Here is a 23,637-nt window from a genome sequence, read left to right on the forward strand (position 1 = left end):
TCAGATCGTTTCGCGCAGGTGATAGGATTTCGGCCGGGTCAGATTGTCGTAGCCGATGGCCGAGAGCGCCGCGCCCTTGCCGGTGTCCTTGACGCCGGTCCAGACCAGCGCCGGATCAAGATAGTCGCAGCGGTTCATGAACACGGTGCCGGTCTCGACGCGGTCGCCGATGGCTATCGCGCGCTCGGTGTCGCGCGTCCAGATCGAGGCCGTCAGCCCGTAGGGGCTGTCGTTCATCAGCGCGATCGCTTCCTCGTCGTTGCGCACCTTCATGATGCCGACGATCGGGCCGAAACTTTCCTCGCGCATGACGCTCATCTGGTGATCGACATTGGTCAGCACTTCCGGCGCCAGATAGGGCGAGCCCGGCTTGTCGTTTTCGACCTTCATGTTGATATGCGCGGTCGCGCCCTTGCGCAGCGCCTCGGCCTTCTGCTCGCGGATCAGGTCGGCGAAGCGCGCCTGCGCCATCGGTCCCAGCGTCGTCGCCTGCTCCAGCGGATTGCCGACGACGTAGTTCTTGGTCTCTGCGATGAAACCTTCGACGAACTCGTCATAGACCTTCTCATGCACATAGACGCGCTCGATGCCGCAGCAGCATTGGCCCGAATTGTAGAAGGCGCCGTCGACCAGATTGGCGACTGCGTGGTCCAGCTTGGCGTCGGGCAGCACATAGGCCGGGTCCTTGCCGCCGAGTTCGAGGCCGAGCGTCATGAAGGTGCCGGCCGCCGCCTTTTCGATGGCGCGGCCGCCGCCGACCGAGCCGGTGAAGTTGACATGGTCGATCTTGCCGGAGCCGAGCAGCTTCTCGGTCTGGGCATGGTTCATGACGAGGTTCTGGAACAGGCCTTTGGGCAGGCCGGCCTTGTCGAAAGCCTGTTGGAAGCGCTCGCCGACCAGCAGCGTCTGCGCGGCATGCTTGAGGATGACGGCGCTGCCCGCCATCAGCGCCGGCACGATGGTGTTGACCGCCGTGAGATAGGGATAGTTCCACGGCGCGATCACCAGCACGACCCCGAGCGGCACCTTCTTCACATAGCGTCGGAAACCGTCCTTCGGATTGGAGGCCATGACCGGCTTCAATGCCTGCTCGGCGATCTCCACCATGTAGTTGGTGCGTTCCTTGACGCCGCCGAACTCGCCGCCATAGCGCACCGGCCGCCCCATCTGCCAGGCGATCTCGGGCACGATCTCGTCGGTCATGGCGACCAGCGCCTCAAGCATCGCCAGCATGTATTTGCCGCGCTCGACGACCGGCGTCTCGGCCCACTTCTCCTGCGCCGCCCTGGCGCGCTCGACCGCCGCATTGATCGCCTGGTCGCTCGCGACCGGCCGTTCGGCATAGATCGAGCCGTCGATGGGGGATTTGAGTTTTACGGTTTCCAAGAGGATGTCTCCATATACGGCAGGGCACAGCATTCGGCAGCAAAGTGTCAGCAGGCAAGGGCGCGGACGTGGCCCGATCTTGCATAGTCCAGTATCAACTGGTCGCGCGTCACGAGCGTTAAATCGAACGCGCGGGCCGTCGCAATCAATATCCGATCCGCCGGATCGCTGTGAAGCGACCCTGGCAGGAAGGACGATTCGATCAGCACCTCGGGCGAGAGGGCCTCAACCTTAACGCCCGCGGTGGCGATCACATCCCCAAAAATGCTCGTCGGCGACCTCGCCGCCGCCAAGCGGCCTCTCGCGCACAACAGACCCAACTCCCAAGCCGAAATGGGCGAAACCCGAACCTTTTCATCAGCCGCCAAGGCGGCCCTCAAGGCAATCCGCGCTTCCGGCCTGATCGGCTGGTCCAGCGCTATCCAGATGATCGCGCAAGTGTCGAGCAGCAGCCTGGGGTTCACAGCGGCAAGTCTGGCTCAAAGGCCGGCTTGGTATAGTCATGGTCTAGGCTAAGGGTGACCTTGCCCACCCATATGCCGAAAAGCGGATGGTCCGCATCCGCCGGTACGGGCCCGGACCTTGCGTCCTGCAGCAACTCATAGTCCGCCTGCGCTGCCTCAGCCATTCCCCGGCGCCGTTCGACAAGTGCATCCATGTCGAATTTTCGATAAGCCTCCGACCATCCTTCCAAACTGAAGTCCACCTGCTCATTCGCAAGGTCTATGCGCGATGCTCGATAGCTGGCGCGCATCCAGGCGCGCGCCTGGCTATGACCGCTTGGGCTATTTGCCCACCACTCCTCGCGCTGCCGCGCCGACGGCGGCAAACGAGCGCCGATCACCTCCTCGATCTCGGCAAAACTCATCGTCAGATGGCCTTGGCCTGAGAACAGCAGATGCTCGAACAGCGGGTGGTATTTGGTTCCTTCCGTCATCTGCAACGATTAGTTTGGTCGCCGTTCCGAGTCAAGGTAGCTATAGTATACTACTACCTTTCTAGTACCGCTCGAAGCCCCGATGCAGCTCCCAATCCGTAATGCGGCGGTCATATTCGAACTGTTCCCAGCGGGCGGTGTGCACATAATGCTCGATCACCTCCTCGCCGAAGGCCTGCTTCAGCATCTTCGACCTCGCCAAGGTCTCGGTGGCGTCGCGCAAGGTCTTCGGGATCTCGGGCAGACGCGAGGCCTGATAGGCGTCGCCGACGAAGGGCTTTTGCAGCTCCAGCTTCTCGTCGATGCCGGCTAGGCCCGACGCGATCAGCGCTGCGAAGGCGAGATACGGATTGAGGTCGGCGCCGCCGATGCGGCACTCCATGCGGATACCTTTCGTGCCCTCGCCGCACAGCCGGAAGCCGGCGGTGCGGTTGTCCTCGCTCCACATGATCTTGGTCGGCGCGAAGGTGCCGGCCTGGAAGCGCTTGTAGGAATTGATGTAGGGCGCCAGGAACCAGGTGAACTCCTTGGCGTATTTGAGCTGGCCGGCCGCCCATTGCTGGCCGAGACTGGACAGCGTCCAATCAGCCTTCTTGTCGAAGAACAGCGGCGTCCTGCCGTCGGCGCTCCACAGCGAATTGTGGATGTGGCTCGAATTGCCGGCGAGGCCGTAATTGTACTTGGCCATGAAGGAGATGGCCTTGCCCTCGGAATCGGCGATCTCCTTGGCGCCGTTCTTCAGGATGACGTGGCGGTCGGCCATGTCGAGCGCTTCGGCATAGCGCACATTGATCTCTTCCTGCCCTGGACCCCACTCGCCCTTGGAGTTCTCGATCGGGATGCCGGCGGCCTCCATCTCGTTGCGAAGCCGGCGCATGACGCCTTCTTCCTTGGTGGTGATGCCGATCTGGTAGTCGCCGATATAGGGCGAGGCGCTGTCGAGCCCCTGCCAGCGCTTCTTGCGGGCGGATTCGTAGGTCTCGCTGAACAGGTAGAATTCGAGCTCGGAGGCGAAATAGCCTATGTAGCCGCGCTCCTTGAGCCGCTGCACCTGCTTCTTGAGGATGGCTCGGGGCGAATGCGCGAGATCGTCATGCGTGTGGTGGTCGAGCACATCGCAGATGACCAGCGCCGTTTTTTCCAGCCACGGAATGCGCCGCAGCGTCGACAGGTCCGGCTTCATGACGAAATCGCCATAGCCCTTCGACCAGCTCGCCGCCCTGTAGCCCGGCACCGGCTCCATATCGATGTCGCAGGCGAGCAGATAGTTGCAGCCATGGGTCTCGCCATGCGCGGAATCGACGAAATACTGAGCCAGGAAGCGCTTTCCCGCGAGCCGGCCCTGCATGTCGACGATGCAGGCCAGCACCGTGTCGATCTCGCCGCTGGAGACCGCTTTCTTCAACTGATCGAACGAGAAATTCCCGGCCATTCCTTTGGCGCTCCAGTGCTTGTCGATTTAAGGGAGAAACGAGACCATGGCCGGCATTGCGCCGGCCATAGCCGTGAAGCGAAGTCTCAGTGGCCGGTCTCGCCGACCGCCTGTTCGGCCGCCTTGATCGCCGCCTGGCGAGCCGCGATGATGTCGCCGAGCGGCGGGCCCTGGAAGCGGTTGCGCTCGAAGGCGAACCAGACGATCGCCGTCAGGATGAAGAAACCGACGGTGATGTAGAGCGCCCAGTCGTTCGGCGGCTGGATGCCGATGACGAAGATCAGGATCATCGACACGATCGACAGGAAGGCGAACAGCATGAAGATGCCGCGCCCCATGTTCCACGGACCCATCTTGTCCCACTTCGGCGTTCCCCAGGCCATCATGCCGAGCACGATCGGCACGGTGAAGGAGAGGAACAGGAAGATGACGGTGCAGGACACCACGATCGTATAGGCCGAGGTGCCGGCGACCGAGACCACCGACGAACCCCACACGAACAGCACCGACAGTATCGAGGCGGTCCAGATCGCCGCCACCGGCGTGCGGTAGGTCGGGCTGACCTTGGCAAGCGCCGCCGAGCCGGGCAGGCCGCCGTCACGCGAGAAGGCGAAGATCATGCGCGAGGCGGAAGTGACGGTCGCCAGGCCGCACAGGAGCTGCGCCAGGAACACGACCAGGTAGACGAACTCCTTGAGGCCGGACGGGACGCGCTGGTCGAAAGCCCAGAAGAACACGTTCCAGCCCTGCTTGGCCGCGTCGTCCATGTTCGGGATCATCAGCACGAAGGCCGCCAGGAACAGATAGCCGAACAGCGCCGACCAGATGACCGACATCACCATCGCGCGCGGTACGGAAGACGCCGCCTTGATGGTTTCCTCCGAAGTGTGCGCGGAAGCGTCATAGCCGGTGATCGTGTAGATCGGCAGCAGCAGGCCGAGTGCGAAGACCCAGGCGTTCGACACTTGCGGCCACACGCCGCCGCCGGCGTCGCCGGAGTAGTTGTGGAAGGTGAAGAGGCGGCTGAAGTCCCAGGTTTGGGCAAACAGCAGGCAAACCACCGCGATCAGGATCGATCCGAAGAAGATCAGATAGCCGGAGAAATCGGTCAGCTTCGCCGTTAGTTTGATGCCGAGATGGTTGATCAGCGCCTGGGCGCCGGTGATGATGACCAGGAAGATCATCTGGTTGGTCAGCGTGCCCTCGATGCCGAGCGCCGGACCGAAGGCGCCGACGAAGAAGGTCCAGGTGCCGACATTGATGGCGCCGAGCACGGTAATCAGGCCGAGCAGGTTGAGCCAGGCCGTCACCCAGCCGGTGCCGCGGTTGCCGAGGATCGAGCCCCAGTGATAGAGGCCGCCGGCCGTCGGATAGGCCGAGCTGATCTGCGACATGGCGACCGCGAAGGTGAGCGACACGAAACAGCCGACCAGCCAGCCGATGCCGATGCCGATGCCGCCGGCGCCCGACGTCGCCTGCGCCAGCGAGTTGATGCCGCCGGACAGGATGCAGATGATCGAGAAGGAAACCGCGAAATTCGAAAAGCGGCTGAGGCGCCGCTCCAGTTCCTGGGCGTAGCCCATGCTGTGAAGGACCTGAATATCCTTCGCCTTATCGACTTCGGTATAGTCGTCTGCTGCCATTTGGAAGTCCCCTTAATTTCTTAGCTGGCCGATTGTACTGACTTTCCCATTGCGCTTCGTCGGGAGCCCTTGGCCTCCTCGGGCTCCAGATTCGAAAATATGCCTGTGAGCAGATCCGCCCATTTCCGCTGCCCGGTCTCGCCGGCGATTTCGTCGTTGCGGATTTCGATCATCGCGCAGGCAAGGCCGCGCGAACGCGCGTGCCGTTCCAGCGTGAAATAGACGCGGTCGGCCGGGGAATAGGGTTCGTTGACGCCGACGGTGACGCCGGCAAGCCGTCGCAAAGCCGCGACCAAGGGCTTCGCCAGGCGGCGGTCGTCATCATGGATGATGCCGATATGCCATGGCCGGCTCTTGCCCTTGTAGACCGGCGTGAAGGAGTGCACCGACACCAGACGCGTCTCTTGGCCGTGTGCCAGCCGCCGCTCGACGATCTGAGCGATCGTGTCGTGGAATGGGTGCCAAGCTAAATCGACGCGCGCGGCGCGCTGCTTGTCGGAAAGACCGGCATTGCCGGGAATGACCGTCGTCTCGCTGACCGGCGGCACGAGGTCGGGCGCGTCGAGCGGCCTGTTGCAGTCGATGACGAGTCGCGACACACGGGTCTCGACCAAGGTGGCGTCGAGCGCCTCGGCCATGCGGCTGGCAACGGGAAGCGCGCCGGGATCCCAGGCGATGTGGCGGGAAAGGCCTTCGATTGGCAGCCCGAGCGTGCCGAATTCGGCGGGCAGAAAGTTCGAGGCGTGATCGCAGGTGAAGACGAAGGGGCTCGATCCGCCAGGGTTGGTCACCCTAACGGTCTCCGACGGTGCAAGGGTGGCAGGCCGTGCTTTCTCCATAGTGCCGTCCCCTCGGGAGCGCTGTATCTTATGTTACGTATTTTGCCTCATTGCGTCCCGGTGAATGATTTCATACAGTTTAAACGGCTTTGTCAAACGCGAATTCGGGAAAACGGCGGCGGCGGGTCAACAGGCGGGGGAAAACCATGATTTCCAGCATTGCCGAACTGATCTCGGACCGCATCGGCGCGATGCCGGCCGGCGAGCGCCGCGCCGCCCAGACGCTGATCGCCAACTATCCGCTGACCGGGCTGAAGACGGTCGCCGAATTCTCGGCCGCAGCCGGCGTGTCCTCGCCGACGATCCTGCGCTTCGTCGCCAGGCTCGGCTTCCAGAACTATCCCGAGTTCCAGTCGGCGCTGCAGGATGAGCTGGCGGCGCAATTGCAATCGCCGGCTTCGCGCACGCTCGATCCAGGCTCGGCCGGCGGCGCCGTTTCGCCGATGCTCGAGGCGACGCTCGACAACATGCGCGAGACCTTCCGCCACCTTAGCGACAAACAGCTCGCCGACATAGCCGCGCGGCTTGCCGAGCGGCGCGGCAAGACCTTCCTCATCGGCGGTCGTTTCACCGATCCGCTGGCGCGCTACATGGCCGCCCATCTCGCCATCATCCAGCCGGATGTCTATCACCTTGCCGGCCAGGAGAGCATCTGGCGCGACCGCCTGATCGACATGGGCAAGCGCGACGTCCTGGTGATCTTCGACATCCGCCGCTACCAGGACAGTCTCGTCCGCTTCGCCGAGAAGGCGCATCACCGCGGCGTGCAGATCATTCTCTTCACCGACCAGTGGCTTTCGCCGATCGCCCGCTTCGCCCGCCATGTGATCGCCGGGCGCACCGCCGTGCCTTCGGCCTGGGATTCGTCGGCCGCTCTATTCGTTGTCGCCGAAACCCTGATCGGCGCCGTGACGAGGCAATTGGAAGCGGCCGGCGCCAAGCGCATCCGCGACTTGGAGAGCTTGCGATAGCCTACGTCGAAGCGAGTTGGCGTCAGCAAAAGGCAAGGTCCGAACACGTTCGGACTTCACGTTACCGAGATTTAATGTCCAGGTTTGCGTGATAATTGCCATAGCCGCTGATAGTAGGGTCCGGGCGCAACCGCGCCGGCCAGGTCGTCACCATCGTCGCCTCGCCGGCGGCACCGCCACCGTCAAGGACAGGCTGCAGGCGATCGGCACCGGCCGCGCGAACGCAACCGTCACCGTCAATCCATATTCGTCTCTACCCTGTTCCTTGCTTATCTCCTGCTCGGCCGCTTCGTCACGCCGAAGGCGCATGAGGAAGCGCGCCTGAAGCGCAAGCTTGAGGAAGCGGCCTACATCGAGGCGGAGCCGGCCGAGTAGACTATCTCAGCAACCGGCCTTCGATCGACCAGCGTGCCGCCAGAAAATTCAGCACGGCCGCCATCACGACGCCGATGATCTTGGCCGGCCACACACCGACGGTCCCGGCCAGGGCGGCGATCGACAGGCTGGATACGCCAAGTGAAATCAGCGCTCCGAGCGAGACGAACCGCAGGAAGGAATGGTGCAGCCGGATGTTCGGATCCCGTTCGAACGACCAGAAGCCGTTCGCCACGAAGGAGAAGAGCACGGCGACGAACCACGCACAGACATTGGCGGCCAAAGCCGGCACCGCGAGCTTGAGCAGCAGGAAGAAGGCGACGAGGTCGATACCGGTGTTGACCAGCCCGACCAAGGCGAAACGGACGATCTTGTTGCCGGTCGAACGCTGCGGCTGGCCGGCGCTCATGCTTTGCCGTCCATCACGCGCGCTCCGGCCTCTTCGAGGCTGGCGCCGAAATCCTCGGAACTCAGAACCGTGAACTCGACCTCGCGCGCGCCCTGCATCGGGTCCCGCGCCCGCAAAATGTCGTCGACACGGCCCGGATGGCACATGAAAAGACCTTGTTCCGGCAAGGTGTCGACCGCGCCGCGCAGCGTCGAGGCGAATTTCTCCGGCTGCCGCCAGTCATAGATGCCGGAAAGCGGCATCATGACGCTGAAGCCCGCCTGTCGCATCGTGCTGTTGAAGCCGGCGGCCAGAGCGGCGATCGCCGCGATCTTGGCCGCCGCTGCATCCAGGCCGGGAAACCCGGGCGCGCCGCGCAGCGCCGGCTTGCGTGTGCTCCCCGCAAACCGAGCGAGCAACCAATTCCGTACCACGGGAAGAAAATGCACATGCTGGTGTCCGTCGATATGGTCGGGCGGGCCAGCCAGCGCTTCGGTGAAGCGGTCATATTGCGCGTCGAGCTCTGCATGAATGTTCCGCTCGTCGATGCGCCCGCGCCGCACCGGCAGCGCAAGGGCGGCGAGCCCGGGCAACTTTCCTTCCGGCGCCAGGCTGGACGAACCGGTCGCGGCGATCTGATCGGTGAGGGTCAGGTGCAGTCCTATGGCCGCCCGTCGGCGGAACGGCCTGATGCGCGCCGCCGCCTCTTCCCATTCGGGAAAGCCGGTCATGCAACTGGTCCCGGTCAGACGGCCGCGCTCGATGAGATCGAGGATCGCTCCCGACACCCCCGGGGCCAGGCCGTAATCGTCGGCGATCAGGCGGATCGATCTGGTCATCTGTTGGGAGCAACCTGCTCGGCGGCATTGCCCTGCAGCACGTCGCGCACGATGTAGACGGGCCGGTCCTTGCTTTCGCTGAGCGTGACCCAGACATATTCGCCGATCAGGCCGAGCAGCGCCAGGTTGAGGCCGCCAAAAAGCACGACGGCTACCATGATGCTGGGATAGCCAGGCACGGCGATGCCGTAGAACAGGACCTCGAAGAGCACCTTCACGCCATAGGCGAGACCGGCGAATGCCGCCAGCAATCCGATAAGGCTGATGACGCGCAGCGGGATCACGGAAAACGAGGTGAACCCTTCAAGCGAGAACGCGATCAGGTTGAACCTGGTCCATTTCGACGTGCCGCCGGCGCGGTTTTCCGGCGAATAAAGCACCGCTTTCTGGCGGAAGCCGGCCCAGGCGAACAGCCCCTTGTTGAAACGCCGCTTGTCGCGCACGCTGGTCAAGGCGCGCGCCACCGCGCCGCGCATGACGCGGAAGTCTCCGGCATTTTCCGGGATATCGAAGCGCTGGCTGCTGTTGATCAGCTTGTAGAACAGCCGCGCAAGCTGGCTGCGCCGCCAGCTCCCCTGGCGCCGATCGTTCTGCGCATAGACCACGTCTATCTGCGGGTTCTCGACCAGCTCGCCGATCATCTTGAGACTGATGTCCATGGAGTGCTGGAGATCGGAGTCCATGATCAGGACCATGTCGCCGCGCGAATGGTCGAGGCCGGCGAGCACAGCCGCTTCCTTACCGAAATTGCGGCTCAGCCGCACGATCTCCCAAGAGCCCGACAATGCCGCGGCGAATGTCTCGGCGCTGCCGTCGCGGCTGCCGTCATCAACGAGTATCTTGCGGACCGTCATGCCGAAGCGCTCCACCACGGCCGCTTCCAGCCTCTCGAGCAGCCCGACAAACGCGATGGCGGATTCGGCCTCGTTGAAGAACGGCGCAATGATGTCGAGCATCTCAGCCATGCGCGACGGCTCCGGCGGCAGGCGCCTTGCGTCTATCTTGCGTCCAGAACCAGCCGACGAGCACCAAAGCGACGATGCTGATGCTGATCGGCCGGAACCACGGGTGGAAAAGAGCGTGCAGCCGGCCATCGATGCTGGTCAGTCCGGTGACGAAGAGGAGCGCCGCCAGTGACCAGAGCACGGCCCCCGCTCCCTTCTCCCGCCAAAGCAAGGCGATGGAGAGACCGGCAGGCACCGCCACCATGACATAGGTGTTCTGCTCGACCCGCGGATTGAAGACGCACATGTAAAAAGCCGCTGTGAGGAAGATGGCGAGCCCGCTGGCGCTCGGGTCCAGTCGACGGTCGAACTGAAGCACCACCCAAAGCGTAAGCAAGCCGGCGACGACGCGCACGATCGTCGCCACGGATTCAGGGATCGGCACCCCAAGCCGCGTGAAAGGCGCCGTGAAGTCGGCCGGGACGAAGGGCCCGGTTGGGTCGACCGCCATCGAAGTCAGCATCCGGAAGAAATCGTGGTACTGGGCGTTGATATAGCCCGTGGGCGCAAAGCCATAGGGGATGGCGAGCACGACAAGAACCGCCAGCGCCAGCACCGGTATCAGCCTGGGACGCAGCGCTCCCGCCAGAAACAGCATGATGATCGCAGTGGGCTTGGCAATGATCGCGAGTGTCGCCCAGAAGAAGCTTTCGGCCCGGCGCTCCTCGAGGGCCGACAGCGTGAGGAACCAGCAAGCCCCGGTGAGCAGGATCGTCGCCTGGCCGTTGCGAAGCGCCGCCAGCGACACCGGCAAGGCAAGGAAGAGGCCGAAGGACAGCAGCCATGTCTGCTCCTCGCCGCCAAGCTTGCGCACCTGACGCATCGCGGCAAGGGTCAGGACGCCGAAGCCCAGCACGTGCCACAAAATATTGCTCAGATATGGCCCGAGCTTCAACAGGGGAACGTAGAGGACGGCGAAGGCGGGAGCGTAGAGATATCCCATGGCGACTTCGACCTGATACAGCGGCTGGCCGCTCAGAAACGCTTCGCTGCCATGTCCATAGATATGGACCACCGAACGCGCGGTGGGCGACCATAGCACTAGGCCGAGCACGACCAGAAACGACCCGACCCATAGCCAAAACCCCAAACGGTCGAAAACCGGCTTGGTTATCATCATAGTGCACCCCGCGTTCCGGCCAGGACGGCTTTCCCATCGCCGCTTGGCCTTAAGCGCCGGCCAGATATCACAATGAAATGAAACATCCGAGTGTAGCTGCAGCCGGCGCGATGGAAAGGACGTTGGAACAGCGACATTTTTCCGCCGCCCCACCGTCGATCACGACTTTGTGTTCGAAGGCGGTGGCTCCGATCCGACCCGTTGCCATCGGCCGCCGGGTTGTTCAGGGTTTGATGAACACCTTTCCGTTGGGCTTGGCGAGCTCGGCCGGTAGCCGCGCCATCGCCTCGGCCAGCGGCACGACCGCGGTGACGTCGGTCGACCAACGTCCGTCGGAAAAGCGCTTCTGCGCTTCCAGGACCGCCGGGCCCAGCCTGTCGCGGAATTGCCGCATCCATTCGGCCAGCCAGAAGCCCTCGACGCGCTTGTGCTGGAAGATCAGTTGGCCGGGCTCGCGGATCACCGTCGGCTCGGCGTCGAGCCTTCCATAGACGATCCAGCGCGCACGTTTCGGCATGGCGGCGAAGATGGCGGACGCCAACGGGCCGGTGACGGCGTCGAGGAAAATGCGCGGCTGCTCGGCCTTCATCGCCTCGCGTAGCGCCACCTCGAAATCCCCCGCCTTCTCGTTGAGCACATGGGCGGCGCCGAGCCCCTTCAACAACGGGATCTGCTCGTCGCGGCGCACCGTGACGATCGGCCGGAAACCTGCCTCCTTCGCCAGTCCGATGATCAGCTTGCAGAGCTGGCTGGCGCCGGCCGTCATGATGAAAGCCTTTTCGCCTTCCTCCCTGACGATGTCGAACATGGCCAAGGCCGTCAGCGGATTGACGATCATCGCCGCGCCATCCTCGTCGCGCACCGTATCGATGAGCGGGATGCAGGACGCCGCCTCGGCGACGGCATAGTCCGCCCAGGCGCCCCAGTTCGACACGCCGGTGGCGAAAGCGACGCGCTTGCCCACAAGGCTTTTTGCGTACGGGTCGTCCCCCGTGGCGACGACAATGCCGACCCCCTCGAAGCCCGCCGGCCGGCCCTTGACCCGCGGCTGGCCGTACTGACCCTTGATGAAGGCGATGTCGGACGGATTGATCGAAGCGAGGCTGACCTTGATCAGCGCCTGGGTCGGCCCAGGCGCCGGCACGCCTATGGTGCCGGGCTGGAGGTAAGGCTCCATCGCTTCGAGCGCTGCCGTCGAAGGCGTCCTGGTGTAGCCGTCGCCGACAAGCAGCAGGCCCTGCATTTGCGATGGAAGCGTCATGGCCGTCAGAGCTTTTCCTGCGTGTATTTCTTCAGTTCCGTGCGAGCCACCTGGCGCCGGTGCACGGCGTCCGGCCCGTCGGCGAGCCGTAATGTCCTCAGATGCGTCCAGGAGCGGGCGAGCGGCGTGTCCTGGCTGATGCCTTGCGCGCCGAACATCTGCACCGCCTCGTCGGTGATCTTCAGCGCGATGCGAGGCGCCACCACCTTGATCTGGCTGATCCAGGGCGCGGCCGCACGAGCGTCTCCCTGGTCGATCATCCAAGCGGCCTTGAGGCACAAGAGCCGCGCCATCTCGATCTCCATGCGGCACTCGGCGATGATGTCGAAATTGGCGCCGAGCTTTGCCAGCGACTGGCCGAAGGCCTCGCGCCGGACCGAGCGCTGGCACAGCATCTCCAGCGCCATCTCCGCCTGGCCGATGGCGCGCATGCAATGGTGGATGCGGCCGGGGCCGAGCCGTCCCTGCGCGATCTCGAAACCCCTGCCCTCGCCGAGGATCAGATTCGCCGCCGGCACCCGGACATCGTCGAATCTCAGATGCATATGCCCATGCGGCGCGTCGTCGTCGCCATAGACCTGCATCGGCCGCAATTTGGTGATGCCCTTGCTGTCGGAGGGCACCAGGATCATTGAATGCCGGCGATGCTGCGGCTCCTCGTCCGATCCGGTCCTGACCATGGCGATATAGATGGCGCAGCGCGGATCGCCGGCGCCCGATGCCCACCATTTCTCGCCATTCAGGACATAATCGTTGCCCTGACGCTCGCAGCGCATCGATATGTTGGTGGCGTCTGAGGACGCCACGTCCGGCTCGGTCATCAGATAGGCCGAACGGATTTGTCCCTCGAGCAGCGGCTCCAGCCAGTCCCGCTTATGCGCTTCCGAGCCATAACGCTCCAGCACCTCCATATTGCCGGTATCGGGCGCCGAGCAGTTGAAGGTCTCGGCCCCGAGATGAGCCTTGCCCATTTCCTCCGCCAGATAGGCGTATTCCACGGTGGAAAGGCCGTAGCCGCGCTTGGAGCCGGTCAGCCAGAAGTTCCACAGGCCGCGCTCGCGCGCCGTCTTCTTCAAGCCTTCCAGGATTTCCGTCTGCCTGGCCGTATAGGCCCAACGGTCGCCGCCTTTGCCGACTTCGGCGAGGAACTCTTCGCCGAGCGGGGCGATCTCGTCGCGCACCATCGCCGCCACGCGCTGGTGGATCGGCTTCAGCCGTTCGGTCATGCCGAGATTCATGTCCGCCATCGCCTTTAGCCTTTCCGAAGATAAATCTTTACCCGTGGCAAGGATGACCGTACTTCGGCTAGCCTTGTCAACGCGAGTCACTCGCCGGTTCGGTCGAGACGTGCGGAGAAACACGATGAGCTATCTGGACAAGCTGTTCTCGGTCGCCGGCAAGACCGCGCTGGTGACGGGCGCGGCGACCGGCATCGGCCGCATGGTGGCGACCGGGCTGGTGCGCGCCGGCGCTCATGTGATGATCGCCTCGCGCAAGGGCGAGGATTGCGCCAAAGTCGCCAACGAATTGAACGCGCTCGGCGGCTCCGGCCATGCCGAGGGCTTTGCTGGCGACGTGTCTAGCGAGGCGGGGATCGCCGCTCTCGTCGCCGAGGTCAAGGCGCGTGCGGAGCGCCTGCACATCCTGGTCAACAATGCCGGCATTTCCTGGGGTGCGCCGTTGCAGGATTTCCCTTACCACGCCTGGGCCAAGGTGTTCGGCGTCAACGTCACCGCCGTCTTCCATCTGACACGGGAGCTTTTGCCGCTGCTCGACGCCGCGGCGAGCGACGAGGACCCGGCCCGGGTAATCAATCTCGGCTCGGTGATGGGCACCCAGCCACTGGCCGACGACGCCTATTCCTACGCGGCGTCGAAAGCGGCGGTGCATCATTTGACGCGCACGCTGGCGATCGAGTTCGCCGCTCGCCGCATCACCGTCAACGCCTTTGCGCCGGGCCCTTTCCAGAGCCGCATGACGGCCTTCGCCACCGCGACAGAGGAGCAGGCGAAACATGTTGGTAACCATGTTCCGCTCGGCCGTATCGGTGTGGCGGATGACATTGCCGGCGCAACGCTTTATTTGTGCAGCCGTGCCGGAAGCTATGTCACCGGCGCCATCCTGCCGATCGATGGCGGCCAGTCGGTGCAGCATGGAATGACATTGTTCAAGGAATAGGCGCCCGATTGAAAGAATCGGGCGGGGTTCAAGGAATAAGGCGTCCGGTTCAAGGAATCGTAATCCGGGCGGGGGTGCGGAGGACATCAGCGTGGAACCGATCAGTCTCGATACGCTTCTGGCAAGCGTCGGCAAGGAGGTCGGCGTCTCGCCCTGGCGAACGGTCACGCAGCGCATGATCGACCAGTTCGCCGATGCGACCGACGACCACCAGTTCATCCATTGCGATCCCGAGCGCGCCAAGCGCGAGACGCCGTTCGGCGGCACCATCGCGCACGGCTTCCTGTCGCTGTCGCTTTTGTCGGCAATGACCTTCGAAACCATGCCGCCGATCGAAAACACCAAGATGGGCGTCAACCATGGGTTCGACACGCTGCGCTTCCTGGCGCCGGTGAAGACCGGTTCTCGCATCCGTACCCGCTTCGTGCTGGCGGACGTCAAGGTGCGGCCCTCCGGCTGGGTGCAGACGGCGCATGACGTGACCATCGAGATCGAGGGTTCGAAGAAGCCGGCGCTGACGGCGCGCTGGCTGACTTTGACGTTGATCGAGCGCCAGCCCGAGAACGCATGAGCGGCGAGGCCGGTGCCATAGACCAGGCGGCGCTTGCGCCCTATCTCGAGGCGCATGTCCCGGGTTTCGCCGGCCTTTCCGCGATTGAAAAATTCAAGTCCGGCCAGTCCAATCCGACCTGTCTTTTGACTGCCGTCAGCGGCCGCTACGTGCTGCGAGCCAAGCCGCCGGGGCAATTGCTGAAATCCGCGCATCAGGTCGACCGCGAATTTCGGGTGATGCGGGCGCTTGCCGGCACGGCGGTGCCGGTGCCGCGCATGCTGCATCTGTCGGGCGAAGACTCCCCGATCGGCCGCATGTTCTACGTCATGGAATATCTCGACGGCCGCATCTTCTGGGATCCGTCGCTGCCGGACGTTTCCGGCAACGAAGAGCGCGCCGCGATCTACGACGCGATGAACGCGACGCTTGCCGCGATGCACGACGTCGATATCGACGCCGTCGGCCTTGGCGATTTCGGCAGGCCCGGCAGCTATTTCGAGCGCCAGCTTACGCGCTGGGCCGGCCAGTACCGCGCCTCCGAAACCGAAACTATAACCAATATCGACAGGCTGATTGCGTGGCTCGAAACGCATATGCCAGCCGATGACGGCCGCGTCTCGCTTGTCCATGGAGACTACCGGCTGGACAACGTGATGTTCGCGCCGGACGCGCCGAAAGTCATCGCGGTGCTCGACTGGGAGTTGTCGACGCTCGGCCACCCCTTCGCCGACCTCGCCTATCAATGCATGCAGTGGCGTCTGCCGCACGCCTCGGGTTTACGCGGCCTTGGCGATGTCGATCGCGTGGCTGCCGGCCTGCCTTCCGAGGAGGCCTATGTCGCAGCGTATTGCAAGCGGCGCGGCATCGGGAAGATCGACAACTGGACCTTCTTCCTCGCCTTCTCCTTCTTCCGCCTGGCGGCGATCTGCCAGGGCGTCTATCGCCGCGCGCTGGACGGCAACGCCTCCAATCCGGAAAAGGCAAGGACCTATGGTGAGGCAGTAAAACTGCTTGCCCACCTTGCGGTCGAACTGATCGACGATAATCGCTGAACAAAGAGAGCCGAGCTATGGGCCGTTTCGATGGGATGACCGTGCTGATCACCGGCGCGACCGGTGGCCTCGGCAGCGGCGCGGCGAAGGCCTTCGCCGCTGAGGGGGCGCGGCTGGTGCTCTCCGATCTTGACGAGGCAGCACTCGGCGATTTCGCCGCAACGCTCGACGCCGAGACGGCTCACCTTGCCGGCAACATCGCCGACGAAAAGCTCTCGGAGGATCTGGTGAAGCTGGCCGTGCAAAAGTTCGGCCGGCTCGACATCGCCGTCAACAATGCCGGCATCGTCCACTCCTTCGTACGCCTGCCGCAGGTCACCTCGGAGGAAGCGCGCCGCGTGGTGGAGGTCGACCTGCTCGGCGTCTTCTATGCCATGAAAAACCAGATTCCTCAGTTGGAACGGCAATTCAGGGAAAGCGGCAAGGGCGGCGTCATCGTCAACATCGCCTCGGTCGCCGGCCTCTCAGGCGCACCGAAGCTTTCGGTCTATGCCGCCGCCAAGCACGGCGTCGTCGGGCTGACGCGCTCGGCTGCCGTGGAATATGCCAGCAAGGGCATACGCATCAACGCGGTCTGCCCGGCCCACACCCGCACCGCGATGGTCGACGGCTTCGTGCGTTTCACAGGGGCGCCCGAAGCCGAAGCGCTTGCCGAACTCACGCGCGGCGTGCCGATGAAGCGGGTCGGCGAGGTCGACGAGATCATCACCGGCATCCTGTTCCTTGCCGACCCTGGCAACTCGTTCATGACCGGCCACACGCTGGCGCTCGATGGCGGCATTGGCGCGATCTGAGCATGCCGGGAGCGGCTTGCGCCCGCAACCGCGTTAACCGAAGAGTTCGAACGGACGTAGCGGAACCGGAAGGCTCGCTTGTCCGTTTCCGTACAGCGTATATAATTTCATCAGGCAACCAACGACAAAGGCAGCGGACATTGACGCTGAGCGTTCAGAAACGCCGCGAGAAACAGAAGGCGGAGCTTCGCTCGGAACTCGTCGCGGCGGCGCACAAGCTGGTGCAGGAAGAGGGCTACGAGGGCCTGACCATCCGCAAGCTGGCCAAGCGGGTCGGCTATGCGCCGATGTCGGTCTATTCCTACTTCGCCGACAAGCAGGACATCCTCTTCGCGTTGGCCGAGGATGCCTTCGAGACGCTCGCGCGGCGCATCGAGGGGCACCCCGCCGACGATCCGGTCGAGGCGCTCAAGGCGGTGATGACCGAATATGCCGCCTTCGGGCTCGGCAACCCCAATGAGTACCGCACCGTCTTCATGACCGAGAAGACCAGGCTGCCGGAAGGCCGCAGCTATGAGGACATGGAGGAGGGCAATCCGGCGATGAAGGTGCTGATCAAACGCGTCGAGGCGTGCGTTGCCGCCGGCAAGCTCAAGGGCGACCCGCGCGCTATCGCGACCATGCTGTGGACCGTCGGCCACGGCACGATTTCGCTCTTGATCACCTTCCCCTTCTATCCTTTCGGCGATCCCCAGGCCTATGTGAGACGGATGTGCGACTTCATGCTGGCCTCATTGTCGGCGCAGGATATCCCTCCGCTCACCGAAACCCCGATCGATTGCTGATCGCCACAGCCGTTTTTGCGCCCCCATCGGCTTGATTCGCCGCGGCGAGTTCTTACGTTCAAAAAAGTTGTCGTACACGTACAGATTTCGTCTTGAATTCCACCTCCAGTCGTCGTATGTGTACGCTATATTGTACATGTACGAAATGAGATGACTGGAGACGGAAAATGAAGAAGATAATCCTCGCCCTCGCCGCCGTGCTGGCTTTCTCCGGCGCCGCTTTTGCCGGTACGCATCAGCCGGCCAAGCACGCCCCGGCGGCCTGCGTTCAGACCAATACCAATGTGGTTCTTGATTGCACCGCGACCGGCTCGGTCGAAAAAGCGGACGCCAACAAGACCCAGACCAAGAGCCCGCGCCTCGGCATCGACGTCAGCCCCTGGTTCGTGCCCGGCCTGTAAGCACTGGAGCAATTCAAGGAAAAGTGTGAGCGGTTTTCCGTTCGGAATTGCGCCAAAACAAAGCGATAGAGCCGTTTCCGTGAAACGGTGAAACGCCCTATCGGCAGAATCAACGAAAACGGGCGGCGCTTGGCCGCCCTTTTTCGTTCTGCCTGAACTCCGATTGCCTTCTGCGACGACGCTACTTCTTGCGCGACTTCATTCCAGGCACGGCCTTGGCCTTGCCGGGCTCTGCCGGCCCGCCGGGGATGGAAGTGCTGGTGATCGATACTGGATCGCTGGCCGGAAACGTGTCTTCGAGGCCTTCCTCGAGTTCCTCTTCCTCGACCTCGCGATGCCTTTCGTGCTCCAGCGAACGGACTGCCGCTGTCTTCTTGGCTGACTTCGGCGCGGATTTGGACGGCATCAGCAATCTCCCTCGCGAGCTGCGGAAACGGCCAGGGTCGGCGATGGTTCCTGCTGCGCTGCTTTCCGACGGCGCAGTGTGGAGATCAGTTCGCCGCGTCGCCTGCCGCTTCCGACAGCAAAGTAAACACATAGTCCGAGAAGGAACGCCAGCATTCCACGCGGAACGCGTCGGCCGCGGTGCGCAACAGCACGATCTCGGATTTGCCGAGAATGGTGCGCGAGGCCGCACCCACCGGGAAAGCCTCGAGCGACAGGTCCTGCGGACAGCCCGAATTGACCGTCACCGCGGCGGCAGGTCCGACAACGGAAATCCCGACATTGCGGTGCGAGATGCCGACCGCCGAATGCAGCACCGTCACCTTGGCGCAATCGGCGAGCGGGTCGATGCCGGCCTCGTCGATGATCAGCCATTCGTCCGGCCCGAGCCACAGCGCCGTGCGCCCGTCTTTCGAAGCCGAGGTCTTCGGCTTTGCCGGCAGCGTGAGACCGAGCGCCTTGGAAAGCGCGGCAAGCGACGCCTGTGGCGCACGCAGCGAGATGCGGTCGGCCGGCGGCAGGATCTCGACCTTGACGCCCGGCGCCGACAGCGTGCGGCCGGCAAGCGCGGGACGCCGCTCGACCGAGGCCTCGGCGGCTTTTGTCTTGGCGGCGGCCTTAGCCATTGAGGCGTTCTCCCTTCTCGTCGACGAACACCATGCCGGTGACTTCCACCTCGATCGTGCCGTTCGGCATCGGCACATAGAGCGTCTGGCCCATGCGGTCGCGCCCGCCGGCGACCAGCGCCAGGGCGATCGAACGGCCGCAATTCTCCGACCAGTAGCTGGAGGTGACGTGGCCGATCATCTTCATCGGGATCGGCTGCTTCGGATCGGCGACGATCTGCGCGCCCTCCTCCAGCACCACCTTGGGGTCCTTGGTCTTCAGGCCGACGAGCTGCTTGCGACCCTTGGCCACCAGGTCTGGCCGGGTCAGGCCGCGAATGCCGACGAAGTCGGTCTTCTTCTTGCCGACCGCCCAGTCGAGCCCGGCATCGTTCGGCGTCACCGTGCCGTCGGTATCCTGGCCGACGATGATGTAGCCCTTCTCGGCGCGCAGCACGTGCATCGTCTCGGTGCCGTAGGCGGTCGCGCCGTGCTTCTGGCCTTCGGCCCACAGCGCTTCCCACACCGCCTCGCCGTAATCGGCCGGCACGTTGACCTCGAAGCCGCGCTCGCCGGTGAAGGACATGCGGAACAGTCTTGTCGGCACACCGCAGATCCTGCCCTCGCGGACCGACATATGCGGCATTCCCTCGTCCGACATGTCGATGCCTTCGACCAGCGGCGCGATGATATCCCGCGACTTCGGCCCCTGCACCGCGATCACCGCCCATTGTTCGGTGATCGAGGTCAGCCAGACATTGAGATGCGGGAACTCGGTCTGGAGGTAATCCTCCATGTGGTTCATGACGCGCGGTGCGCCGCCGGTAGTCGTCGTCACGTGGAAGCGGTCCGGCGCCAGCCTGCCGACGACGCCGTCATCATAGATGAAGCCGTCCTCGCGCAGCATGATGCCATAACGGCAGCGGCCTGTTTCGAGCTTCTCCCACGGATTGGTGTAGAGCAGTTCCATGAACTTCGCCGCGTCCGGCCCGACCACCTCGATCTTGCCGAGCGTCGAGGCGTCGAACAGCCCGCCGACCTTGCGCACCGTCACGCATTCGCGGTTGACGGCGGCATGCATGTCCTCGCCCGCCTTGGGGAAATACCAGGCGCGCTTCCAGTTGCCGACATCCTCGAACACCGCGCCCTGGCGTGCAGCCCAGCCATGGGTTGCCGTGCGCCGGGTCGGGTCGAACAAGGCGCCGCGCGCGTGGCCGACGATCGACCCGAAGGTCACCGGCGTGTACGGCGCGCGGAACGTGGTGAGGCCGACCTGCGGGATCGGCTTGCCGAGTTCCTCGGCGGCGATCGCCAGGCCATGCATGTTCGACGTCTTGCCCTGGTCGGTCGCCATGCCGTTGGTGGTGAAGCGCTTGACGTGCTCTATCGAGTGCATGCCTTCATGCACCGCCTGGCGGATGTCCTTGGCGGTGACATCGTTCTGGAAGTCAACGAAAGCCTTCACCGTCGTGCCCGGCCCGGCGCCAGGCGCGGCGCCCAGCATGCCGCGCGACCAGCTCTCGCCTGCATCGACTTTCGGCTTGGCGGCCCTCCCGGCCTTGCCGCCAGCCTCCTTCGCCGCTTTGGCGCCGGCCGCATAGGCCTCGTCGATCGTCGCGTCCAACCCGTCCGTGCCGTTGCAGGCGCCGACCGAGACGCAGTCCTGCGCATAAGTGCCGGGCACGAAGCGCTTGGTCTCGTCGTTGAAGGCGACCTTGCCGCGCGACTGCGAGAACAGATGCACCGACGGCGTCCAACCGGCCGACATCAGGATCGCGTCGACCGGGATGGTCCGCCCGCCGCCGCCATTCTTCGGCTGCACGGTCATCGACGACACGCGCAATTTGCCGCCGGCGCTGACCACCGCGCGGCCGAAATTGATCTCGATGCCGAGCGCCCTCGCCTCATCGATCACCGCCCCCGAGGGATTGTCGCGAAGGTCGACGATCGCCGCGACATTGACGCCCGCTTTCTTGAGGTCGATCGCGGCGGCATAGGCGGAATCGTTGGCCGTATAGACACCGACATTCCTGCCGACCGCGACGCCATAATGGTTGAGATAGGTGCGCGCGGCCGACGCCAGCATGACGCCCGGACGGTCATTGTTGGCGAACACCATGTGGCGCTCGATGGCGCCGGTGGCGATGACGACGCGATTGGCCCGGACCTGCCACAGGCGCTCACGCGCCAGCTCGCGGCCGGGATTCTTGAGATGGTCGCTGACCCGTTCGACCAGGCCGACGAAGTTCTGCGCGTAATAGCCGAAGGCCGTGGTGCGCGACAGTACGCGCACATTATCCATCGCCATGAGCTTCGCGATCGCGCCTTGAGCCCAGGCATAGCCGTCCTGGCCGTCGATCCTGGCGCCGCTCTCGAAGCGCAGGCTGCCGCCGAATTCGGCCTGCTCGTCGGCAAGGATCACCCGCACGCCGGTTTCGGCCGCGGCAAGAGCAGCGGCAATGCCGGCGGCGCCGCCACCCAGCACCAGCACCTCGCAATGCGCGTAGCGCGAGGCATAATGGTCCGGATCCGGCTTTTCGGGCGAAACGCCGAGGCCGGCCGCGGCGCGGATCTTCGGCTCGTAGATATCCTTCCAGGCCCATTTCGGCCACATGAAGGTCTTGTAGTAGAAGCCGGCCGAGAACATCGGCGATGCAAGGTCGTTGACCGCGCCGACGTCGAAGGCGAGCGACGGCCAGCGGTTCTGCGAATTGGCCGACAGCCCGTCATAGAGCTCCTGCACGGTGGCACGCACATTCGGCGTCTTGCGCGCATTGTCGCGCACGATCTGGACCAGCGCGTTGGGCTCTTCCGCGCCGGCCGACAGGAAGCCGCGGGGGCGGTGATATTTGAACGAGCGGCCGACCAGATGCACGCCGTTGGCGAGCAGCGCCGAGGCAAGCGTATCGCCCTGGATACCGGTGTAGGACTTGCCGTCGAAGCTGAAGGAGGCGGTTCTGGCCTGGCTGAGGCGACCGGCGCCGGAAATGCGGAAGGCGGCGTTCATTTCGAGGCTCCAGGCAGCTTCGCGGGCTTCGGCTCGCCGGCCTTGTAGGTCATGATGAACTTGTCGGTGACGGTGTCGCGAACCGCGTTGAAGAAGCGCGCGCAGCCATGGATGTGCCGCCAGCGCTCATAGATGACGCCCTTCGGGTTCGCGCGGATGAAGAAGAATTTTTCGAAATCGTCGTCGCTCTCGCCGGCAATGTTGGCCGAGCGCACGACATGCGCCTCGCCGGCATTGCGGAACTCGAGTTCCGGGCGCTCTTCCTCGCAATAGGGGCAGCGGATGAGAAGCATCTGGGTGATCCTAAAACTTGCCGTGACCGGCGCTCACGCCGGCCGGTTGATCGCAAAACAGCTGAGCCGGCATCAGTGCGCCACCGCCGCCGCCGCCGCCTCGTCGATGAGACGGCCGGTGCGGAAGCGCTCGAGCGTGAAGGGCGCGTTGATCGGGTGCGGCTCATCTTTGGCGATCGTGTGCGCGAAGACATTGCCCGAGCCGGGCGTCGCCTTGAAGCCGCCCGTGCCCCAGCCGCAATTGACGTAAAGCCCCTTGACCGGCGTCTTCGCCAGGATCGGCGAGCGGTCCGGCGTCACGTCGACGATGCCGCCCCAGGAGCGCAGCATCTTCATGCGCGTGAAGATCGGGAACATTTCGCAGATGGCGTCGAGCGTGTGCTGCAATATGTGCAGGCCGCCGGTTTGCGAATAGGACACATACTGGTCGGTGCCGGCGCCGATCACCAGCTCGCCCTTGTCGGACTGAGAGATATAGGCGTGCACCGTGTTCGACATCACCACGCATGGCACCACAGGCTTGATCGGCTCCGACACCAGCGCCTGCAGCGGATAGCTTTCGAGCGGCATGCGCACGCCGGCCATGTTCATGATGACGGAGGAATGGCCGGCCGCGACCACGCCGACCTTCTTGGCGCCGATGAAGCCGCGCGTCGTCTCCACGCCGCTGACCGCGCCGTTCGCCGCCCGCTTGATGCCGGTGACCTCGCAATTCTGGATGATGTGCACGCCGCGCGCCGAGGCGCCGCGCGCATAGCCCCAGGCCACCGCATCGTGACGCGCCGTGCCGCCGCGCCGCTGCAGCGCCGCGCCCATCACCGGATAGCGCGCCTCCTTGGAGATGTTGAGCGGCGGGCAGAATGCCTTCGCCTCTTCCGGCGTCAGCCATTCATTGTCGATGCCGTTGAGGCGGTTGGCATGGATGTGGCGTTTGAACACCTGCACGTCATGGACGTTGTGCGCCAGCATCATGACGCCGCGCGCCGAATACATGACGTTGTAGTTGAGCTCCTGGGAGAGCCCGTCCCACAACTTCAGCGCATGATCGTAGATGCCGGCGCTTTCGTCATAGAGGTAGTTGGAGCGGATGATGGTGGTGTTGCGGCCGGTGTTGCCGCCGCCGAGCCAGCCCTTCTCCAGCACCGCGATGTTGGTGATGCCGTGCTCGCTCGCCAGATAATAGGCCGTCGCCAGGCCATGCCCGCCGGCGCCGACGATGATGACGTCGTATTCTTTCTTCGGCTCGGGCGAGGTCCACTGCTCTTCCCAGCCCTTGTGGCCGCGCATCGCCTCGCGGGCAATGGCGAATACCGAGTATTTCTTCACGTTG

25 protein-coding genes are annotated in these 23,637 nt (G+C 64.1%); 7 read left to right on the plus strand and 18 right to left on the minus strand.

Features of this window, described 5'->3' with window-relative positions:
• The 6 genes from FJW06_RS01230 to FJW06_RS01255 all read right to left on the minus strand — a co-directional run bounded on the left by FJW06_RS01230 (position 1) and on the right by FJW06_RS01255 (position 6,237).
• Positions 1–1,419, minus strand: a complete 1,419-nt coding sequence (locus FJW06_RS01230; protein ID WP_140746776.1) for an aldehyde dehydrogenase family protein — start codon at positions 1,417–1,419, stop codon at positions 1–3.
• Between the two features lie 14 nt (positions 1,420–1,433).
• The gene (locus FJW06_RS01235) at positions 1,434–1,850 is read right to left on the minus strand and encodes a type II toxin-antitoxin system VapC family toxin (RefSeq protein ID WP_140746779.1); all 417 of its coding nucleotides are present in this window, start codon (positions 1,848–1,850) and stop codon (positions 1,434–1,436) included.
• The gene (locus tag FJW06_RS01240; RefSeq protein WP_140746782.1) at positions 1,847–2,329 is read right to left on the minus strand and encodes a hypothetical protein; all 483 of its coding nucleotides are present in this window, start codon (positions 2,327–2,329) and stop codon (positions 1,847–1,849) included. Before FJW06_RS01240 ends, FJW06_RS01235 begins: the two co-directional genes overlap by 4 nt.
• 55 nt (positions 2,330–2,384) lie before the next feature.
• Complete coding sequence (locus FJW06_RS01245; protein ID WP_140746785.1) at positions 2,385–3,755, minus strand: glutamine synthetase family protein; 1,371 nt, start codon at positions 3,753–3,755, stop codon at positions 2,385–2,387.
• Positions 3,756–3,841: 86 nt separating this feature from the next.
• Positions 3,842–5,398, minus strand: coding sequence for an amino acid permease (locus FJW06_RS01250; protein WP_140746788.1), 1,557 nt, complete (start codon positions 5,396–5,398; stop codon positions 3,842–3,844).
• Positions 5,399–5,418: 20 nt separating this feature from the next.
• Positions 5,419–6,237: an N-formylglutamate amidohydrolase gene (locus FJW06_RS01255; protein ID WP_140746791.1), complete on the minus strand. Its 819-nt coding sequence runs from the start codon at positions 6,235–6,237 to the stop codon at positions 5,419–5,421.
• Positions 6,238–6,383: 146 nt separating this feature from the next.
• Here FJW06_RS01255 and FJW06_RS01260 point away from each other — a divergent pair, with 146 nt between their 5' ends.
• The gene (locus FJW06_RS01260) at positions 6,384–7,208 is read left to right on the plus strand and encodes a MurR/RpiR family transcriptional regulator (RefSeq protein WP_140746794.1); all 825 of its coding nucleotides are present in this window, start codon (positions 6,384–6,386) and stop codon (positions 7,206–7,208) included.
• Between the two features lie 147 nt (positions 7,209–7,355).
• On the opposite strand, the gene FJW06_RS29985 is transcribed toward FJW06_RS01260, so the two are convergent.
• The 7 genes from FJW06_RS29985 to FJW06_RS01295 form a co-directional block, all read right to left on the minus strand.
• Positions 7,356–7,517 carry a hypothetical protein gene (locus FJW06_RS29985; RefSeq protein ID WP_181178103.1) on the minus strand — a complete coding sequence of 54 codons (162 nt, stop codon included), beginning with the start codon at positions 7,515–7,517 and terminating at the stop codon, positions 7,356–7,358.
• Positions 7,518–7,584: 67 nt separating this feature from the next.
• On the minus strand, positions 7,585–7,992 hold the full coding sequence (locus tag FJW06_RS01270; protein WP_140746800.1) for a GtrA family protein: 408 nt from the start codon (positions 7,990–7,992) through the stop codon (positions 7,585–7,587).
• Positions 7,989–8,810 (minus strand): ChbG/HpnK family deacetylase, encoded by an 822-nt coding sequence (locus FJW06_RS01275; protein WP_140746803.1) that lies wholly within the window; start codon positions 8,808–8,810, stop codon positions 7,989–7,991. The genes FJW06_RS01270 and FJW06_RS01275 overlap by 4 nt, the downstream gene beginning before the upstream one ends.
• A complete protein-coding gene (locus FJW06_RS01280; RefSeq protein ID WP_140746806.1) occupies positions 8,807–9,775 on the minus strand; it encodes a glycosyltransferase family 2 protein in 969 nt (322 codons plus the stop codon). Before FJW06_RS01280 ends, FJW06_RS01275 begins: the two co-directional genes overlap by 4 nt.
• Positions 9,768–10,934, minus strand: coding sequence for a glycosyltransferase family 87 protein (locus FJW06_RS01285; protein WP_140746809.1), 1,167 nt, complete (start codon positions 10,932–10,934; stop codon positions 9,768–9,770). Before FJW06_RS01285 ends, FJW06_RS01280 begins: the two co-directional genes overlap by 8 nt.
• 223 nt (positions 10,935–11,157) lie before the next feature.
• Entirely contained in the window at positions 11,158–12,195 is a 1,038-nt protein-coding gene (locus FJW06_RS01290) for a zinc-binding dehydrogenase (RefSeq protein ID WP_140746812.1), read from the minus strand.
• Between the two features lie 5 nt (positions 12,196–12,200).
• Positions 12,201–13,442, minus strand: a complete 1,242-nt coding sequence (locus FJW06_RS01295; RefSeq protein WP_140746815.1) for an acyl-CoA dehydrogenase family protein — start codon at positions 13,440–13,442, stop codon at positions 12,201–12,203.
• A 115-nt stretch (positions 13,443–13,557) separates the two neighbouring features.
• On the opposite strand from FJW06_RS01295, the gene FJW06_RS01300 reads away from it, so the two are divergent.
• From FJW06_RS01300 to FJW06_RS01325, 6 genes are all read left to right on the plus strand, one after another.
• The gene (locus FJW06_RS01300) at positions 13,558–14,373 is read left to right on the plus strand and encodes an SDR family oxidoreductase (protein ID WP_140746818.1); all 816 of its coding nucleotides are present in this window, start codon (positions 13,558–13,560) and stop codon (positions 14,371–14,373) included.
• 85 nt (positions 14,374–14,458) lie between these two features.
• Entirely contained in the window at positions 14,459–14,944 is a 486-nt protein-coding gene (locus FJW06_RS01305; RefSeq protein WP_281404875.1) for a MaoC family dehydratase, read from the plus strand.
• Positions 14,941–15,978 (plus strand): phosphotransferase, encoded by a 1,038-nt coding sequence (locus tag FJW06_RS01310; protein ID WP_140746821.1) that lies wholly within the window; start codon positions 14,941–14,943, stop codon positions 15,976–15,978. The genes FJW06_RS01305 and FJW06_RS01310 overlap by 4 nt, the downstream gene beginning before the upstream one ends.
• Positions 15,979–15,995: 17 nt before the next feature.
• Positions 15,996–16,772 carry an SDR family oxidoreductase gene (locus FJW06_RS01315; RefSeq protein WP_140746823.1) on the plus strand — a complete coding sequence of 259 codons (777 nt, stop codon included), beginning with the start codon at positions 15,996–15,998 and terminating at the stop codon, positions 16,770–16,772.
• A 140-nt stretch (positions 16,773–16,912) separates the two neighbouring features.
• Positions 16,913–17,557: a TetR/AcrR family transcriptional regulator gene (locus tag FJW06_RS01320; protein ID WP_140746826.1), complete on the plus strand. Its 645-nt coding sequence runs from the start codon at positions 16,913–16,915 to the stop codon at positions 17,555–17,557.
• A 167-nt stretch (positions 17,558–17,724) separates the two neighbouring features.
• Entirely contained in the window at positions 17,725–17,958 is a 234-nt protein-coding gene (locus FJW06_RS01325) for a DUF680 domain-containing protein (protein WP_140746829.1), read from the plus strand.
• Between the two features lie 181 nt (positions 17,959–18,139).
• On the opposite strand, the gene FJW06_RS01330 is transcribed toward FJW06_RS01325, so the two are convergent.
• From FJW06_RS01330 to FJW06_RS01350, 5 genes are all read right to left on the minus strand, one after another.
• Positions 18,140–18,364 (minus strand): hypothetical protein, encoded by a 225-nt coding sequence (locus tag FJW06_RS01330; protein WP_140746832.1) that lies wholly within the window; start codon positions 18,362–18,364, stop codon positions 18,140–18,142.
• Between the two features lie 85 nt (positions 18,365–18,449).
• Positions 18,450–19,028 carry a sarcosine oxidase subunit gamma gene (locus tag FJW06_RS01335; RefSeq protein WP_140746835.1) on the minus strand — a complete coding sequence of 193 codons (579 nt, stop codon included), beginning with the start codon at positions 19,026–19,028 and terminating at the stop codon, positions 18,450–18,452.
• Positions 19,021–22,014, minus strand: a complete 2,994-nt coding sequence (locus FJW06_RS01340) for a sarcosine oxidase subunit alpha (RefSeq protein ID WP_140746838.1) — start codon at positions 22,012–22,014, stop codon at positions 19,021–19,023. Before FJW06_RS01340 ends, FJW06_RS01335 begins: the two co-directional genes overlap by 8 nt.
• Positions 22,011–22,307, minus strand: a complete 297-nt coding sequence (locus FJW06_RS01345) for a sarcosine oxidase subunit delta (RefSeq protein ID WP_140746841.1) — start codon at positions 22,305–22,307, stop codon at positions 22,011–22,013. Before FJW06_RS01345 ends, FJW06_RS01340 begins: the two co-directional genes overlap by 4 nt.
• Positions 22,308–22,379: 72 nt before the next feature.
• A complete protein-coding gene (locus tag FJW06_RS01350; protein WP_040990174.1) occupies positions 22,380–23,633 on the minus strand; it encodes a sarcosine oxidase subunit beta in 1,254 nt (417 codons plus the stop codon).
• Positions 23,634–23,637 lie beyond the last annotated feature (4 nt).

The organism is Mesorhizobium sp. B4-1-3 (assembly GCF_006439355.1).
Taxonomy (GTDB): domain Bacteria; phylum Pseudomonadota; class Alphaproteobacteria; order Rhizobiales; family Rhizobiaceae; genus Mesorhizobium.

Bases quoted from the DNA above. Each gene is read 5' to 3' on its own strand.
- FJW06_RS01325 (WP_140746829.1), top strand. From the start codon at position 17,725: ATGAAGAAGATAATCCTCGCCCTCGCCGCCGTGCTGGCTTTCTCCGGC.
- FJW06_RS01280 (WP_140746806.1), bottom strand. From the start codon at position 9,775: ATGGCTGAGATGCTCGACATCATTGCGCCGTTCTTCAACGAGGCCGAA.
- FJW06_RS01335 (WP_140746835.1), bottom strand. From the start codon at position 19,028: ATGGCTAAGGCCGCCGCCAAGACAAAAGCCGCCGAGGCCTCGGTCGAG.
- FJW06_RS01230 (WP_140746776.1), bottom strand. From the start codon at position 1,419: ATGCTGTGCCCTGCCGTATATGGAGACATCCTCTTGGAAACCGTAAAA.
- FJW06_RS01300 (WP_140746818.1), top strand. From the start codon at position 13,558: ATGAGCTATCTGGACAAGCTGTTCTCGGTCGCCGGCAAGACCGCGCTG.
- FJW06_RS29985 (WP_181178103.1), bottom strand. From the start codon at position 7,517: ATGCGCCTTCGGCGTGACGAAGCGGCCGAGCAGGAGATAAGCAAGGAA.
- FJW06_RS01245 (WP_140746785.1), bottom strand. From the start codon at position 3,755: ATGGCCGGGAATTTCTCGTTCGATCAGTTGAAGAAAGCGGTCTCCAGC.
- FJW06_RS01345 (WP_140746841.1), bottom strand. From the start codon at position 22,307: ATGCTTCTCATCCGCTGCCCCTATTGCGAGGAAGAGCGCCCGGAACTC.
- FJW06_RS01330 (WP_140746832.1), bottom strand. From the start codon at position 18,364: ATGCCGTCCAAATCCGCGCCGAAGTCAGCCAAGAAGACAGCGGCAGTC.
- FJW06_RS01295 (WP_140746815.1), bottom strand. From the start codon at position 13,442: ATGGCGGACATGAATCTCGGCATGACCGAACGGCTGAAGCCGATCCAC.
- FJW06_RS01310 (WP_140746821.1), top strand. From the start codon at position 14,941: ATGAGCGGCGAGGCCGGTGCCATAGACCAGGCGGCGCTTGCGCCCTAT.
- FJW06_RS01255 (WP_140746791.1), bottom strand. From the start codon at position 6,237: ATGGAGAAAGCACGGCCTGCCACCCTTGCACCGTCGGAGACCGTTAGG.
- FJW06_RS01260 (WP_140746794.1), top strand. From the start codon at position 6,384: ATGATTTCCAGCATTGCCGAACTGATCTCGGACCGCATCGGCGCGATG.
- FJW06_RS01340 (WP_140746838.1), bottom strand. From the start codon at position 22,014: ATGAACGCCGCCTTCCGCATTTCCGGCGCCGGTCGCCTCAGCCAGGCC.
- FJW06_RS01290 (WP_140746812.1), bottom strand. From the start codon at position 12,195: ATGACGCTTCCATCGCAAATGCAGGGCCTGCTGCTTGTCGGCGACGGC.
- FJW06_RS01250 (WP_140746788.1), bottom strand. From the start codon at position 5,398: ATGGCAGCAGACGACTATACCGAAGTCGATAAGGCGAAGGATATTCAG.
- FJW06_RS01270 (WP_140746800.1), bottom strand. From the start codon at position 7,992: ATGAGCGCCGGCCAGCCGCAGCGTTCGACCGGCAACAAGATCGTCCGT.
- FJW06_RS01315 (WP_140746823.1), top strand. From the start codon at position 15,996: ATGGGCCGTTTCGATGGGATGACCGTGCTGATCACCGGCGCGACCGGT.
- FJW06_RS01275 (WP_140746803.1), bottom strand. From the start codon at position 8,810: ATGACCAGATCGATCCGCCTGATCGCCGACGATTACGGCCTGGCCCCG.
- FJW06_RS01285 (WP_140746809.1), bottom strand. From the start codon at position 10,934: ATGATGATAACCAAGCCGGTTTTCGACCGTTTGGGGTTTTGGCTATGG.